Annotated in this window: 12 protein-coding genes; 6 read left to right on the plus strand and 6 right to left on the minus strand. The window is 68.7% G+C overall.

What is annotated here, in order from left to right:
- Nucleotides 1-69 precede the first annotated feature (69 nt).
- Nucleotides 70-546 carry a YbaK/EbsC family protein gene (locus tag E3O19_RS14340; protein WP_134568678.1) on the plus strand — a complete coding sequence of 159 codons (477 nt, stop codon included), beginning with the start codon at nucleotides 70-72 and terminating at the stop codon, nucleotides 544-546.
- Between the two features lie 23 nt (nucleotides 547-569).
- Here E3O19_RS14340 and galK read toward each other — a convergent pair whose 3' ends face one another.
- On the minus strand, nucleotides 570-1,733 hold the full coding sequence (gene galK, locus E3O19_RS14345) for a galactokinase (RefSeq protein ID WP_134568679.1): 1,164 nt from the start codon (nucleotides 1,731-1,733) through the stop codon (nucleotides 570-572).
- On the minus strand, nucleotides 1,730-2,950 hold the full coding sequence (gene galT, locus E3O19_RS14350; protein ID WP_134568681.1) for a galactose-1-phosphate uridylyltransferase: 1,221 nt from the start codon (nucleotides 2,948-2,950) through the stop codon (nucleotides 1,730-1,732). The genes galK and galT overlap by 4 nt, the downstream gene beginning before the upstream one ends.
- Before the next feature lie 85 nt (nucleotides 2,951-3,035).
- Between galT and E3O19_RS14355 the strand changes: the two genes are divergently transcribed.
- The gene (locus E3O19_RS14355) at nucleotides 3,036-3,887 is read left to right on the plus strand and encodes a DeoR/GlpR family DNA-binding transcription regulator (protein WP_134568683.1); all 852 of its coding nucleotides are present in this window, start codon (nucleotides 3,036-3,038) and stop codon (nucleotides 3,885-3,887) included.
- Between the two features lie 9 nt (nucleotides 3,888-3,896).
- Entirely contained in the window at nucleotides 3,897-4,901 is a 1,005-nt protein-coding gene (locus tag E3O19_RS14360) for an aldose 1-epimerase family protein (RefSeq protein ID WP_134568685.1), read from the plus strand.
- 27 nt (nucleotides 4,902-4,928) lie between these two features.
- Here E3O19_RS14360 and E3O19_RS14365 read toward each other — a convergent pair whose 3' ends face one another.
- From E3O19_RS14365 to E3O19_RS14375, 3 genes are all read right to left on the minus strand, one after another.
- The gene (locus E3O19_RS14365) at nucleotides 4,929-6,428 is read right to left on the minus strand and encodes an APC family permease (RefSeq protein WP_134568687.1); all 1,500 of its coding nucleotides are present in this window, start codon (nucleotides 6,426-6,428) and stop codon (nucleotides 4,929-4,931) included.
- Nucleotides 6,429-6,609: 181 nt separating this feature from the next.
- Nucleotides 6,610-7,572, minus strand: a complete 963-nt coding sequence (locus E3O19_RS14370; protein ID WP_241981395.1) for an AraC-like ligand-binding domain-containing protein — start codon at nucleotides 7,570-7,572, stop codon at nucleotides 6,610-6,612.
- Nucleotides 7,573-7,692: 120 nt separating this feature from the next.
- Nucleotides 7,693-8,289: a TetR/AcrR family transcriptional regulator gene (locus tag E3O19_RS14375; protein ID WP_134568689.1), complete on the minus strand. Its 597-nt coding sequence runs from the start codon at nucleotides 8,287-8,289 to the stop codon at nucleotides 7,693-7,695.
- Nucleotides 8,290-8,443: 154 nt separating this feature from the next.
- Here E3O19_RS14375 and E3O19_RS14380 point away from each other — a divergent pair, with 154 nt between their 5' ends.
- From E3O19_RS14380 to E3O19_RS14390, 3 genes are all read left to right on the plus strand, one after another.
- The gene (locus tag E3O19_RS14380; protein ID WP_134568691.1) at nucleotides 8,444-10,387 is read left to right on the plus strand and encodes a primary-amine oxidase; all 1,944 of its coding nucleotides are present in this window, start codon (nucleotides 8,444-8,446) and stop codon (nucleotides 10,385-10,387) included.
- A 173-nt stretch (nucleotides 10,388-10,560) separates the two neighbouring features.
- Entirely contained in the window at nucleotides 10,561-11,862 is a 1,302-nt protein-coding gene (locus tag E3O19_RS14385) for a DUF445 domain-containing protein (RefSeq protein ID WP_134568693.1), read from the plus strand.
- 113 nt (nucleotides 11,863-11,975) lie between these two features.
- Entirely contained in the window at nucleotides 11,976-13,205 is a 1,230-nt protein-coding gene (locus E3O19_RS14390) for a GAF domain-containing protein (protein WP_134568695.1), read from the plus strand.
- A gap of 24 nt (nucleotides 13,206-13,229) precedes the next feature.
- Here the strand turns inward: E3O19_RS14390 and E3O19_RS14395 are convergent, their stop codons facing one another.
- Entirely contained in the window at nucleotides 13,230-13,682 is a 453-nt protein-coding gene (locus tag E3O19_RS14395; protein ID WP_166804589.1) for a hypothetical protein, read from the minus strand.
- Nucleotides 13,683-13,717: the final 35 nt, after the last annotated feature.

Consider the following 13,717-nt stretch of genomic DNA (forward strand, 5'->3'; position numbering starts at 1 on the left):
CGGCGCCACTGAGAGGGGCAGGTGCGGCGGATGCCGGCAGCGGGCGGGAGGGACGTCTAGTCTGGCTGCATGGTCAAGACCACTCATCCCGCCGTCGATCGGGTGCGTGATGCCCTCCGCGGGCACGGTCTCGATCCCGACATCCGCTGGTTCGACGACGCGGCCACGACCGCCCCGGCCGCCGCGGCGGCGCTCGGCATCTCGGTCGGCGCGATCGCGAACTCGCTCGTCTTCACGCTGGACGACGAGCCGCTGCTCGTCCTGACGTCCGGCGCCCACCGGGTCAACACCGAGTGGTTGGGGCAACGCCTCGGCGGCATTATCGGGCGGGCGTCACCGGAGGTGGTCAGGGATGCGACCGGGCAGGTGATCGGCGGGGTCGCACCGGTGGGGCATCCGTCGCCGCTGCGCACCCTGGTGGATGTCGCGCTCGCCGAATTCCCGGTGGTCTGGGCCGCCGCGGGGCATGCCCACACGGTCTTCCCCACCACGTTCGACGAGTTGGTGCGGATCACCGGCGGGGAACCGACCGCCGTGGCTCCCTGACGCGTCCGGTGTGGGTGCCGGCGTCAGTCCTGTTCGCGACCGGCGCCGTCGGCGGCGCGCACGACGAACAGGTCGGGCGTGCCGAAGCCGCGGGCGGCGAAGGCGGCCGTGACGGCGGCCGTGACGGCCGGGATCAGGGCGTTCGGGGTCAGGGCGATCGCCGCTCCACCGAACCCACCGCCGGTCATCCGAGCCCCGATCGCCCCGGCGGCCCGGGCGGTCTCGACCGCAAGGTCGAGCTCAGGCACCGAGATCTCGAAGTCGTCCCGCATGGACACGTGTGAGGCGTCCAACAGGGCGCCGATCGCGAGCGGGCCTTGCTCGCGCAGGGTCCGCACTGTGTCGAGCACGCGTTGGTTCTCGGTGACCACGTGCCGCACCCGGCGGAAGGTCTCGTCGTCGAGCAGCTCGCGGGCCCGGCCCAGGTCGTCCACGCCGAGGTCCCGCAGCGACGGAACCCCCATCAGGCCGGCGCCGGCCTCGCAGGATGCCCGGCGGGAGGCGTAACCGCCGGTGGAGTGCGCGTGGCTCACCCGGGTGTCGATGATGAGCAGTTCGAGCCCGGCCGCGTCGAAACCGAGCGGGATCACCTCGGCGTCGAGACTCCGGCAATCGAGGAACACGGCCGCGTCGGCTCTGCCGAGCAGGGAGGCGGACTGGTCCATGATCCCGGTCGGCGCCCCGACGGCCCGGTTCTCGGCGAGCTGCCCGACCCTGGCCAGCACGCGTCGGTCCAGCCCGAGCTGCCAGACGTCGTTGAGGGCAACCGCGACCGCGCTTTCGATCGCGGCCGAGGACGAGAGCCCGGCGCCGATCGGCACGTCTGAATCGATGAACACCTCGAAGCCGGGAACGACGGCAAGGTCGGCGCCGAACCGGCCAAGCGCCCAGGCAACGCCGAGCGGGTAGGCAGACCAGCCGTCGAGGTTGTCGGGGGTGAGATCGTCCAGCGACAGCTCGACGGTATCGTCGGCGAAGGAACTCGCCACCCGGATCAGCCGGTCGGCGCAAAGTCCGAGTGCCACGACCGTGCGGCGGTCGATCGCGAACGGGAAGACGAAGCCGTCGTTGTAGTCGGTGTGCTCGCCGATCAGGTTGACCCGGCCGGGGGCCGACCAGAGCCCGGTGGGTGCCCGGCCGAACCGGGTCTCGAAACCGGTCGTCACCGTCTGGTGGAGTTCGCTCATGACTGGGCCATTCCGGGGAGGTTGGCGGCCCGCTCGGCCTGGCCGACGGCATCCGCCGCCGCATTCGCCGCATTCGCCGCATCGGCCGCATCGGATCGTTCGAGCGCCGCGCGAATCGTCACGGCCGCCTGCTCGGGCGTGACGTCGCCGATCCAGGCGCCCATGGCGGCCTCCGAACCGGCCAGGAACTTGAGCTTGTCCTCGGCCCGGCGCGGGCTCGTCACCTGCAGCATCAGCCGGATCTCGTCGCGCCGGGTGTTCACCGGGGCCTGGTGCCAGGCGGCGATGTACGGTGTCGGCGTGCGGTAAATGGCGTCGAGTGCGCGCAGCAGCCGGCGGTAGAGCACCGCCAGTTCGTCGCGTTCGGCCAGTGTGGTGCCGGCGAAATCGGGCACTTGGCGGTGCGGGAGCATGTGCACCTCGATCGGCCAGCGGGCGGCGAACGGCACGAATGCGCTCCAGTGCTCACCGGTCAGGATGACCCGGTCCCCGGCCCGTTCGGAGGCGAGGATGTCGGCGAACAGGGTGGGCCCGTAGGAGTCGAGGGCGGCGATCACCCGCTGGCTGCGGGGAGTCACGTAGGGGTACGAGTAGATCTGGCCGTGCGGGTGGTGCAGCGTGACACCGATCGCCTCACCGCGGTTCTCGAACGGGAACACCTGCTCGATCCCGGGCAGCGCCGAGAGCGCGTGCGTGCGCTCAGCCCACGCCTCGATCACGGTGCGGGCGCGGGTGACCGACAGGCTGCCGAACGAGCCCTCGGTAGCGGGGCTGAAGCAGACGACCTCGCAGCGTCCGACCGAGGTGCGGATGCGGCCCAGGCCGATCCTGGTCAGGTCGTCCTGGCCGGTGGGCGCGTCGGCATCCGTCAGCAACGGGCCGAACGAGGGCGACTTGTTCTCGAACACGGCCACGTCATAGTTGCTCGGCACCTCTGACGGGTTCTCCGGCGTCGCCGGGGCCAGCGGATCGAGATGCGCCGGCGGCAGGAACACCCGGTTCTGGCGGGTTGCGGCGATCGACACCCATTCACCGCTCAGCGGGTCCTGGCGCATCCGGGCCGTCGCGGGCCGCGGATCGAGCTCGCGAAGGTCGGGGGCGCGCTCCGGCGGGAGCGTGCTGTCCGGGTCATCGAAGTAGATCAGGTCGCGGCCGTCCGCGAGGGTGTGGCGGTGACGGATGATGCCGGTGTCGGCGACGAAGTTTTTTGTATTCATGGCACTGACCACGATAACAAATTTGCAAATCTGAAACTACAAGTTTCGAATTGAAAACTAAAGCAAACTAAGTGAAGATGGCACCATGTCCGAATCCGCACTGCCGAAGGACCAGAACCCGCAACCGCAGCTCGATCGCGAGGCCCTCCCGCCGCACCAGCGGCGTGAAAGCATCCAGATGCTCGTCGACGAGCGCGGATTCGTGCGGGTCAGCGAGCTCCGTGAGGCCTTCGGGGTGTCCGGAGTGACCGCCAGGAGCGACCTCGATGCCCTCGAAGCGGCCGGGTCCCTCCAGCGGGTGCACGGCGGCGCGGTGCCGGCTCCGACGGGAACCGGGGCCAGGCCCGACCGGGAGTCCTCGTTCGAGGAGGCTCTCGCGGCATCCGTGCTGCCCAAGCAGCAGATCGGCGTGCTCGCCGCTTCGCTCGTCTCGAGCGGGCAGAGCGTGATCCTCGACGTGGGAACGACCACGCTCGCGGTGGCCAGGGCGCTGCTCGCCCGCACCGAACTGACCGACGTCGTGGTGATCACGAACGGCCTGAGCATCGCGCTCGAACTCGAACCGGCCATTCCCCGGTTCACGGTGATCGTCACCGGCGGCTCCCTGCGCCCACTGCAGCATTCCCTGGTCGAGCCCCTGGCCGCGACGGTGCTCGGCCAGGTGCACGCCGACCTGGCGTTCATCGGCTGCAACGGGGTGGACGCGGAGCACGGTGTGACCAACATCAACCTCCCGGAGGCCGGCATCAAGACACTCATGCTCGCTGCCGCGACGCGGGCAATCGTCGTGGCCGATGGTTCGAAGCTCGGCCAGGTGCACCTCGGCCGGATCGGCGCGCTGACCGCCTTCGACACCCTTGTGACGGATGCCGACGCCCCGGCGGACGGCCTAGAACCCCTCCGCGACGCCGGTCTGACCGTTCTCCAGCCGGAATAGGCTGAACGCATGCGAGCAGCTACAGGCACACAGTACGAGTTGCGAGCGGCCACCCCGAGCGGGCCGGCGCTGGCGATCGTCACCGAGGTCGGCGCGGGGCTTCGAGTATATTCCGTGGACGGAATAGACCTGGTCGAGACCTTCCCGGCAAGCTCGATTCCGCCCAGGGGCGCGGGCACGGTGCTGGTGCCGTGGCCGAATCGCATCCGCGACGGCGTCTGGATGCACGACGGACTGGAGCAGCAGCTGCCGATCAACGAGCCGCTCGAGCACAACGCCATCCACGGCCTGCTCGCCGGCTCTCCCTACCGACTGCTCGACCGCGGCACGGCGGCCGTCACCCTCGCCGCGACGGTGTTCCCCCAGACCGGTTACCTCTTCCAGCTCGACACCACCGTCACGTACGCCCTCACCGACGACGGGCTCGACGTCACCCACACCGTGCGCAACGTCGGCACGGATACCGCCCCGGTAGCCATCGGAGCCCACCCCTATCTGAAGATCGGCGGGGTTCCCACCGAGGACCTCACGCTGACGGTGCCGACCCGCACGCGGATCGAGGTGGACGAGCGGTTGAACCCGGTCGGCGAAGCGCCGGTGGACGGCACCGGCTACGACCTGCGGGCCGGGCGAACGGTGCGGGACCTCGACCTCGACGACGGCTTCACCGTCACCATGAGGGAAACCGTTTCCGGTGGCGACACCGACGAGCTGGACGACGACGGCGATGCGTTCGACGGCGACAGGGCTGCAGTGGAACATTCGCTGACCGCGCCGAACGGCCGCAGCGTCACCGTCTGGGGGGATGAGAACATGCGTTACGTGCAGGTCTTCACGCCCCGTGCCTTCCCGGTCGACGGCCCCGGCGGTCCGACCCCGGGGCGCGCGGTCGCGGTGGAGCCGATGACGGCTCCGGCGAACGCCTTCAACACGGGGGCCGGACTGCGCTGGCTGCCACCCGGCGAGACCTGGACGGTGCGCTGGGGCATCCGTCACACCGGCCTGGCAGGGTGAAACGTCCGGTGATCTGGTCGACCGATGCTACGAGAGTATGTCCGTGACCAGTTCCTCGTTCTCGCTGTGGGAGACGAGGGAGAGAACGTAACCGGCGGTGAGCAGCGCGAACGGCAACGCCACCAGGACCCAGCCGATCGGGCTCAGCCCCCAGGAGGTCGTCGTGGGGTCGATCCCCTCGGCGACCGTGCCGGCGAGAAGGCCGAACCGGCTCATCAGCAGGTACTCGCCGATGACGAGGCCGATCGCGGCGAGAATCGGCGCGATGACCGTCTGGAACAGATTCTCACTGCCCTTGTTCCGGTTGAAGTAGACGATGATGGCGATGCAGACGAGAATCTCGATCAGCACGATCGCGACAACGGCGAGGCCGCTGAACCAGTAGAACATGTTCAGCACCGGGTCGAGCTGGAAGAGCGCGAAGACGGCGATGACGAGTCCCGTGACGACCGACGTGACCACGGATGCCGTGCTCGGAGCGCCGCGCGGGTTCACGTGGCTGAGCGGCGCGGGCAGGGCCCCGCCCCGACCGAGCGCGAACAGGTATCGGCCCGCCGCGTTCTGGAAGGCGAGCAACCCGGCGAACAGGCTGGACAGTACGAGGATCCCCATCAGGGTCGCCATCCACGGGCCGACGTACTGCGTGGCGAGGGCGAAGAGCACCGCGGCCGGGTCGGCAAGCGGTACGCCGTTGAGGGTGGAGAGCTCCACGGTCTTCTCGACCACCGATGATGCTCCCATCCCGGTCACCATGGCGAACGCGGTGAGGGCGAAGAGCACGGTGATCACGCCGACCGCCAGGTAGGTTGCGCGTGGAACAACCCTCTTGGGGTCCTTGGATTCCTCGCCGTAGATGGCCGTGGCCTCGAAGCCGATGAAGGACGCGAATGCGAACGCGAAGGCGATACCGGCCGAGCCGGTGAGTCCGCCGGCGAGGATCGCGGTCGGGTTGAACGACGCCCAGACGTCGATCCCCTCCGGCCCGCCGTTGGCCAGGATCGCGACGGAGGTGACGATGAGGGCGGTCAGCTCGAGCAGCATGAGAACGCCGAGGACCTTGGCGCCAACGTCGACACTGAGCAGGGAGAGCAGGGTCACCAGGACCCAGGCGAGCAACGTCCAGGCCCACCAGGGGAGCAGCCCGACCTGGGCGGCCAGGAGCCCGCCGAAGAATCCATAGATCGCGAGTTGGATGGCCAGGTAGGCGAGGATCGACACGAAGGCCGACGCGGTGCCGAGGTGCTTGCCGAGGCCCCGGCCCACGTAGGCGAAGAAGGCGCCGGCGTTGGTCACCCGCTGGCTCATCGCGGCGTAGCCGACGCTGAACAGGAGCAGGGTGATGCCGACGATGAGGTACGCGCCGGGGGCGGCCGCCCCGTTTCCGAGCACGATCGCCACGGGAACCGCGCCGGTCATCCCGACGAGCGGGGCCGCTGCGGCGACCACGAAGAATACGATGCCGATGACGCCGAGCCTCCCCTTGTGCAGGGTGGTCTCCGGTTCGGCCTCGATGTGGGTGGTCGTCATTGGTGTGCTCCTCATTGAGATGACAACGGAATTCGGGGGTGAGGGCGCCGGGGGCGGGTGCGGCATGCATCCGGTCTCGTCTGCGGATCCTGTGTGACGACTCTGTCCGAACGCGTCGGAGCGGACTTGCCATTCCGGGTACGGCAGTTGACGACCAGCGACGAAACGGATGCGGGCCCGGTCAGCCGCGGCGGTAGGTGCTGGGCGGTTCGCCGAACGCCGTGCGGAAGATCCGGCTGAAATGGGCGGCATCGATGAACCCCCACCGTGCGGCGATCACCCCGACCGAGCGCGGCGCGAGGATGGGGTCGCGGAGGTCCCGCCGGCAGTGTTCGAGCCGGCGTGCCCTGATCCAGCCGGACACCGTGGTGTCGGCCGGATGGAACACATTGTGCAGCTGGCGGAGGGAGATGAAGTGGGCCGCGGCGATCCCCGCCGGTGACAGCTCCGGGTCGCCGAGTTCGGCCTCGATGTAGCGGTGGATGCTCGTGAGCAGGTCGCCGCGGGTCCCGGGTGCAGGGTCGCGACGGATGCTCAGCTCGCTCTCGAACATTGTCGCGACCAGGTCGACGGCGTTGTACGCCAGCCGGTGGCCGGTCGAGCCGGACAGGGCATCGAGGTTCTCGGCCAGTTGCACCATGAACGGGCTGATCATCCGGCCAAGGCCCGCGTCGCCGGCCATTCTCACCGCGGTGAGCTGCGCGATGGCATCCGCGGGCAGGTCGAGCGCGTCGTGCGGGAACATGAGCACGAGCGTGCGAAAGTCCCGTTCGAAGGCCAGGGTGTACGGCCGGTTCGTGTCGTAGACAGCGAGGTCGCCCGGGCGCAGGGTCGCCTCGCGATTGTCCTGGATCAGGATCCCGCTGCCGGAGAGCTGCAGGTTGAGTTTGAAGTACTGCCGGTCGGACCTGGCGATGAGCGACGGGGTGCGCAGGACCTGGTGCCCGGTGGCCGTGACCTCGACGATGGAGAGGTCGTCGAGCACCCGCGAACGGAGTGTGCCGTGGAAGTCGCGCGTGTCGGAACGCACCTCGAGTGGAACGAACGAATCAGAGACGAGGGTGCGCCACTGGCCGAACGAGTTCGCCTCGGCGCGGTGGACGGCGTCGTCGCTGTCGCCGGCCGGGGCGGGCGGGGTGGCCATGGTCATCGTCACGGTGGGCTCCTTTGCCGTCGTGTGCAGACACGCTGTGGCAGTAACCTAGCCGGGTTCGCCGGGAAAGTCACTCTTTTTTCAACGTACGTCGAAAAACCGCCGTGCGGATCAGTCGCCCGTCGCCAGCAAATGGAGGTAGCCGTCGAGCTGGGTGATCAGCTGGTTCGGTGAGTGGTCGGCGGGGGAGAGGGCCGCGGTGATCTGGGCGCCCAGCACCACCGTCATCAGGTGCCCAACGATGTCCGTGTCGCCGACCGTGCTGTGGATCTCCCCGTTCGCGCGACACTCCGTGAGCAGGGCGCGGAGGGCCTGCCGCCACTGCAGCATCGACGCGTCGTGCAGCTGCGCCTTGGCCGGATCGCTGAGCGCCTTCTGCCAGAACGGGATGACGATGCGGGCCTCGCTGATGCGGATGTCGTCCAGCGGCAGGATCTCGTGGCAGTAGGCACGCAGCGCGATGAGTCCGGTTTTTCCGGTCGTGGCGGCGCGCATCCGTTCGCTGGTCTGGCTGAACACGTGCCCGAACGCGAAGGTGAGCAGGTCGTCCTTGGTCGGGAAGTAGGGCTTCAGAGCGCCGTTCGCGAACCCGGCCTCTGCCGCGATTTCGCGCATCGTCGCACCCTCGATGCCGTGCCTGGCGATGATGCGCCAGGTCGCGTCGACCAACTCGACCCGACGCTGATCATGGTCGACAACCTTTGGCATGCTTCCCCATCTCGAAAAAGAACTCGAAGGAATTGACCCTTGCCCCCGAGCTTACTGAGCCCTATTCTTCTACAACCATAGGAAATAAATGCAGTGACGCATTTGGATGCCCGGCGCATTCACCTGCCCGGCCCACAACCTCGAAAGGGTTCCCATGACACTCGCCTCCGCTGACGCCACCACGGCCTCACCTCCCCTGGACGGTGCGCACGCGCTGACCTCCGCCGTCGAACTCGAGTCGGTCAGGGTGATCCTGAGTGAGGCCGGCCTGCTCGGGGAGAGCGTGCGGGTGGCGTACCTCGGCCTGCTCGACCCGCCGAGGGCAACGGCGCCCGGGGAGGCGGACCGGCGCTTCCGGGCGTTCCTGCATGACATCTCCGGCGTGGCGCCCAAGGACGTCACCGTCTCGGTGACCCGGCGAGCTGTCGAATCCGTGGTCGAGCTCGACACCGCGGTGACCGGCGAGCTGCCCGTGCTCGATGAGGAATTCGGCGCGGTTGAGGAGCTCCTCATCCACGACGCGCGCTGGCTGGCGGCGCTCGCCGCACGCGGACTGGATGTCGCCACCGTGCGGGTCGCCCCGCTGTCGGCCGGAGTCTTCGAGTATCCGGAGGAGAAGGGCCGTCGCATCCTGCGCGGGCTCGCTTTCGTCCAACAGTTCCCGGAGGACAGCCCGTGGGCCCACCCGATCGACGGCCTTGTCGCCTACGTCGACATCGTGAGCAAGACCGTGGACCAGGTCATCGACTACGGCGTGCTGCCGATCCCGGCCGAGCACGGTAACTACACCGATCCAACGCTCACCGGTCCGCTGCGCGAGACGCTCAAACCGATCGAGATCACCCAGCCGGAGGGCCCGAGTTTCACCGTCACCGGCGGAAACCACGTCGAGTGGGAGAAGTGGAGCCTTGATGTGGGCTTCGATGTGCGCGAGGGTGTCGTGTTGCACAACATCGGCTTTGACGACGCCGGGGTGCGCCGGTCGATCATCCGACGGGCGTCGATCGCGGAAATGGTCGTGCCCTACGGCGATCCGTCGCCCGTGCGGTCGTGGCAGAACTACTTCGACACCGGCGAGTACCTGGTCGGCCAGTACGCAAATTCGCTCGAGCTCGGCTGCGACTGCCTCGGTGAGATCACCTACCTCAGCCCTGTCATCACAGATGGCTTCGGCAACCCCCGTGAGATCCGCAACGGAATCTGCATGCACGAGGAGGACTGGAGCATCCTCGCCAAGCACAGCGACCTCTGGACCGGAATCGACTACACCCGCCGCAACCGTCGCCTCGTGATCTCCTTCTTCACGACCATCGGGAACTACGACTACGGCTTCTACTGGTACCTCTACCTCGACGGCACCATCGAATTCGAGGCAAAGGCCACCGGCATCGTCTTCACCAGCGCGTACCCGGGCAAGGGCTACCCGTATGCCTCGGAGCTGGCCCCGGGGCTCGGTGCGCCTTTCCACCAGCACCTGTTCAGTGCCCGGCTGGACATGGCCGTCGACGGACTGACCAACCGGGTCGAAGAGGAGGAGGCGGTGCGCGTGCCGATGGGTTTCGGCAACGAACGCGGCAATGCCTTCACCCGCAAACGCACGGTGCTGGCCCGCGAGGCCGACGGGGTGCGAGAGGCGGACATGCGACACGGCCGCACCTGGCTGGTCTCGAACCCGACCGTGCTCAACCGCCTCGGCGAGCCCGTCGGCTACAAGCTCTACCCCCAGGGGCAGCCGACCCTGCTCGCGGACGAGGCGTCGTCCGTCGCGCGCCGGGCGGCGTTCGCGACCAAGGACCTCTGGGTCACCCGTTTTGCCGAGGATGAGCGCTACCCCACCGGGGACTTCGTCAACCAGCACGCGGGTGGCGCCGGTCTTCCGGCATACATGGCCGCGGATCGTGACCTGGACGGGCAGGACATCGTGCTCTGGCACACCTTCGGTCTCACCCACTATCCGCGGATCGAAGACTGGCCGATCATGCCGGTCGACACGGCCGGGTTCAAGCTCAAACCGGACGGTTTCTTCGACCGCAGCCCCGTGCTCGACGTGCCGGCGAGCACCCCGGCCGCAGCGGGCGAGGACCACTGCCACTGCTGACCCTTCTCCGCCCCGGTGGTCGTGCCGCCCCAGGGTCTCGACTGGCTCGACCACCGTCGGTGGTCGAGCCGGCCCGGTGGTCGTGACTGTCAAACCAGGTCGCCCGACGCCCCCGGTCTCGGCAATCACGCCGGGGGTTTCGCCGCCCGCGCCGCATCGGGCAAGCTGGGGTGATGGTCGAGCAAGCGTCAGCGTTGAGACGAACGCCAGTCCCGTCGAACCTGAGCCCGTCCGATACCGCACGGCAGACGGCCCTCGTGCGGATGAAACGGCTCGCGGTGGGCCTGCTTCTCGTGATGGGCGTCGTGTTCGCCGTGTCCTTCGCACTACAGGAGCGCTACCCGGCCCTGCAGTACGTGCGGGCCGCCGCCGAGGGCGGCATGGTCGGCGCTCTCGCGGACTGGTTCGCGGTGACGGCACTGTTCCGCTACCCGCTGGGCCTGCGCATCCCGCACACGAACATCATCGCCAGCCGCAAGAACGAGATCGGAGCGAGCCTGGGTGAGTTCGTCGAGACGAACTTTCTCTCCGAGGCCGTAGTGCGCGGCAAGCTCGAATCGATGGGAGTCTCCCGGCGGTTGGGCGCGTGGTTGTCGTCGCCGGAGAACGCCGGTCGGCTGACCGATGAGGTCGCGGTGGCCGGCACAGGGCTGCTCGAACTGCTCAGCGACGACGCCATCAAGGACCTGATCGAGACCGTCGCCCGCGAGCACCTCGTGCAGGCCGATTGGGCACCCCCGATCGGCCGGGTCGGTGAACGGTTGGTGGAATCCGGGCAACAGCACGCTGCCGTCGACCTGCTGCTGGAGCGAGCCGAGGGCTGGCTGCTCGCACACCCTGAGGCCTTCGGCCGGGCCGTGTCGCAGCGCCTGCCGAGCTGGATGCCCGGATTCGTCGACAAGCTCGTCGACGACAAGGCGCACCGGGAGGTGCTGGCCTTCCTCGCCGCGGTGCGGGTGGATGCCGCGCACCCGCTGCGCAGCGCCATCGACCGTTACCTCGTCGAACTCGTGGGCGACCTGCAACACGACCCCGCCATGATCACCCGGGTGGAGACGCTCAAGCGCGAGTTGCTCGACAGCGCTCGGCTGCGCGAATTCGCCGGCGAAACCTGGGAGTCGGTGAAGGCCTCGCTGGTCGATGCCCTGGGCGACCCGGCAAGCGCACTGCGCGCCGGCATCCGCTCCACGGTGATCGAGGTGGGCGCGCGGCTGCTCGACGACGGTGCCCTCGGCGCGCGGATCGACCGGTGGATCGCGGATTCGGCCAGTTATCTGGTGCGGAGTTACCGGCACGAGATCGCCGGCGTCATCACCGAGACCGTCGAACGGTGGGACGCGACCGAGACCTCGGAGAAGATCGAGCTTCAGGTCGGCAAGGACCTGCAGTTCATCCGCATCAATGGCACGGTCGTCGGCGCCCTCGCCGGACTGGCCATCTTCGCGGCCGCGCACGCCGTCGTGTCACTGACCTGAGCCGGGCCCGGGCGGCGGCACCCGCCGTCCAATTGCATACAATTTCGACGGATGGGGGATACTGGGCCAATCCGCGTGGACCTCCCTCGCGAGTGGGAGCGCAAGAGGAACCGGTGCACGAACTCATTCGCAGGTCGCTGGCGCCGACGATGCGTGCCTGGGCCACGGCCGCCGAGAGGGAGTTCACGAACATCCCGATGCCCACGGATGCCCCGCAAGCGCACTCCGCGGGCGTCGACGCCGACCGTATCCTCATCGTCGGGTCCGGGCCGGCGGTCGGCCGCGGGGTGATGAGCCACGACCTCGCCCTCCCCGGGGCGTTGGCGCGCGCCGTATCGGCGCGAACCGGGCGCGGAGTCGACGTCGACGTTGTCGCCCGGTCCCGGATGACAGCGGTCACCGCTCTTGCCGAACTCGACGACCTGAGGCTGACCCGATTCGACGCGATCGTCGTCACCCTGGGCGTGAACGAGTCGGTCACCCTGGCGTCTGAGCGGGTGTGGCGGCTCGAGCTGAGCAGGCTCCTGCGCCAGCTGGTGCAGCGCAGCTCGGGCAGCACCCGGGTGTTCGTTGCCGGGATCCAGCCCATCCGGTCGATTCCGATCTTCGATAGTTCGCTCGGCGACCTGGCAGACGGGCACGCGCGCAGGCTGAACCTGGCCACGGCCGCTATCTGCGCCGATGTCCCGCACGCCAACTTCGTGCCCCTCGACGGAGCACCGCTCCCCGGCGCTGATCGCTATCGCTCCCCGGGGGTGTACTCCCATTGGGCGGGACTGCTCGCGGCGTCGATGGTGCCTGCGCTGGAGACGGAGCGCTTCGCCTCCGCGCAGGAGGTCGCCCCGCTCGTTCTGAAGGATGCTGCCACCCGCGAGGCCATGCGGCAGAATGCGGTCGACCGGCTCGGCATCGTCGACACGGCGCCGGAGGAACGGTACGACCGAATCGCCGACCTCGCCCGAATCATGTTCGGCACCCGTTCCGCCGCGGTGACCGTGATCGACCTTGATCGGCAGTGGCACAAGGCGAGGATATCCCTCGACCCCGATGAGGTGGCGCGGAGCACTTCCTTCTGCACGGTCACGATCCAGGGACCGGAACCGATGGTGGTCGCGGATGCCCTACTCGACGATCGCTTCCGGGAGAGCCCGCTCGTCGTCGGCGAGCCTCACATCCGCTTCTACGCCGGGTTCCCGATCGAATCCCCCTCCGGGGAACGGATCGGCGCGCTCTGCGTCTTCGACCCGGAGCCTCGCCGCGACGGAGCGGTGGACCTGGTCCTGCTGCGGGAGCTCGCGCTGATGGTCCAGCGCGAGCTGCGGCATCCGCCGGGCCACGTGTAACGCCGGGCCCCGTCTAACGCCGGATCAGGCGGCCGAACGGAGTCCGGCCCCTGGCAGGTCGGCCTGCCCGTGTGCGGCGTGGGCGCTGCGCGACACTGTTGCGGCGGCCACCGCGTTGTCGGACACACGGACGTCCCGGTCGAGAACGGCGCCGGCCGGGATGCGGGCGTTCCGGCCGATTCGGGAGTGACTGCCCAGCCGGGCTCCGTTTCCCACCTGCGCGTCCGCGCCGACGTGCACGTTCTGGCCGATGAAGACCCGCGACCCGATGACTGCCCCGTGGTCGATCCAGCTTCCCGGCCCGATCCATGACTCGGCGCTGACCTGCGCGCCGCTTTCGACATAGGCCGTGCTCGACACGAACGCACTCGCGTGCACCCGTGCGGCGGGGGAGACCAGTCCACGCCCGTTGCTGTGGCGCCGGTACTTCTCGATCACTCCGGTGTTGACCTCTACCTCTTCGTTTACTCTTTCCACGTGCGACCTCCTTAGTTCGTCGCCGGGCCGTGCCC

The sequence above is a fragment of the Cryobacterium algoritolerans genome (assembly GCF_004402785.1).
GTDB lineage: Bacteria > Actinomycetota > Actinomycetes > Actinomycetales > Microbacteriaceae > Cryobacterium > Cryobacterium algoritolerans.

Coding starts and splice junctions, on each gene's coding strand:
- E3O19_RS14340 (WP_134568678.1), top strand. CDS start 70: ATGGTCAAGACCACTCATCCCGCCGTCGATCGGGTGCGTGATGCCCTC.
- galK (WP_134568679.1), bottom strand. CDS start 1,733: ATGAGCGAACTCCACCAGACGGTGACGACCGGTTTCGAGACCCGGTTC.
- galT (WP_134568681.1), bottom strand. CDS start 2,950: ATGAATACAAAAAACTTCGTCGCCGACACCGGCATCATCCGTCACCGC.
- E3O19_RS14355 (WP_134568683.1), top strand. CDS start 3,036: ATGTCCGAATCCGCACTGCCGAAGGACCAGAACCCGCAACCGCAGCTC.
- E3O19_RS14360 (WP_134568685.1), top strand. CDS start 3,897: ATGCGAGCAGCTACAGGCACACAGTACGAGTTGCGAGCGGCCACCCCG.
- E3O19_RS14365 (WP_134568687.1), bottom strand. CDS start 6,428: ATGACGACCACCCACATCGAGGCCGAACCGGAGACCACCCTGCACAAG.
- E3O19_RS14370 (WP_241981395.1), bottom strand. CDS start 7,572: ATGGCCACCCCGCCCGCCCCGGCCGGCGACAGCGACGACGCCGTCCAC.
- E3O19_RS14375 (WP_134568689.1), bottom strand. CDS start 8,289: ATGCCAAAGGTTGTCGACCATGATCAGCGTCGGGTCGAGTTGGTCGAC.
- E3O19_RS14380 (WP_134568691.1), top strand. CDS start 8,444: ATGACACTCGCCTCCGCTGACGCCACCACGGCCTCACCTCCCCTGGAC.
- E3O19_RS14385 (WP_134568693.1), top strand. CDS start 10,561: ATGGTCGAGCAAGCGTCAGCGTTGAGACGAACGCCAGTCCCGTCGAAC.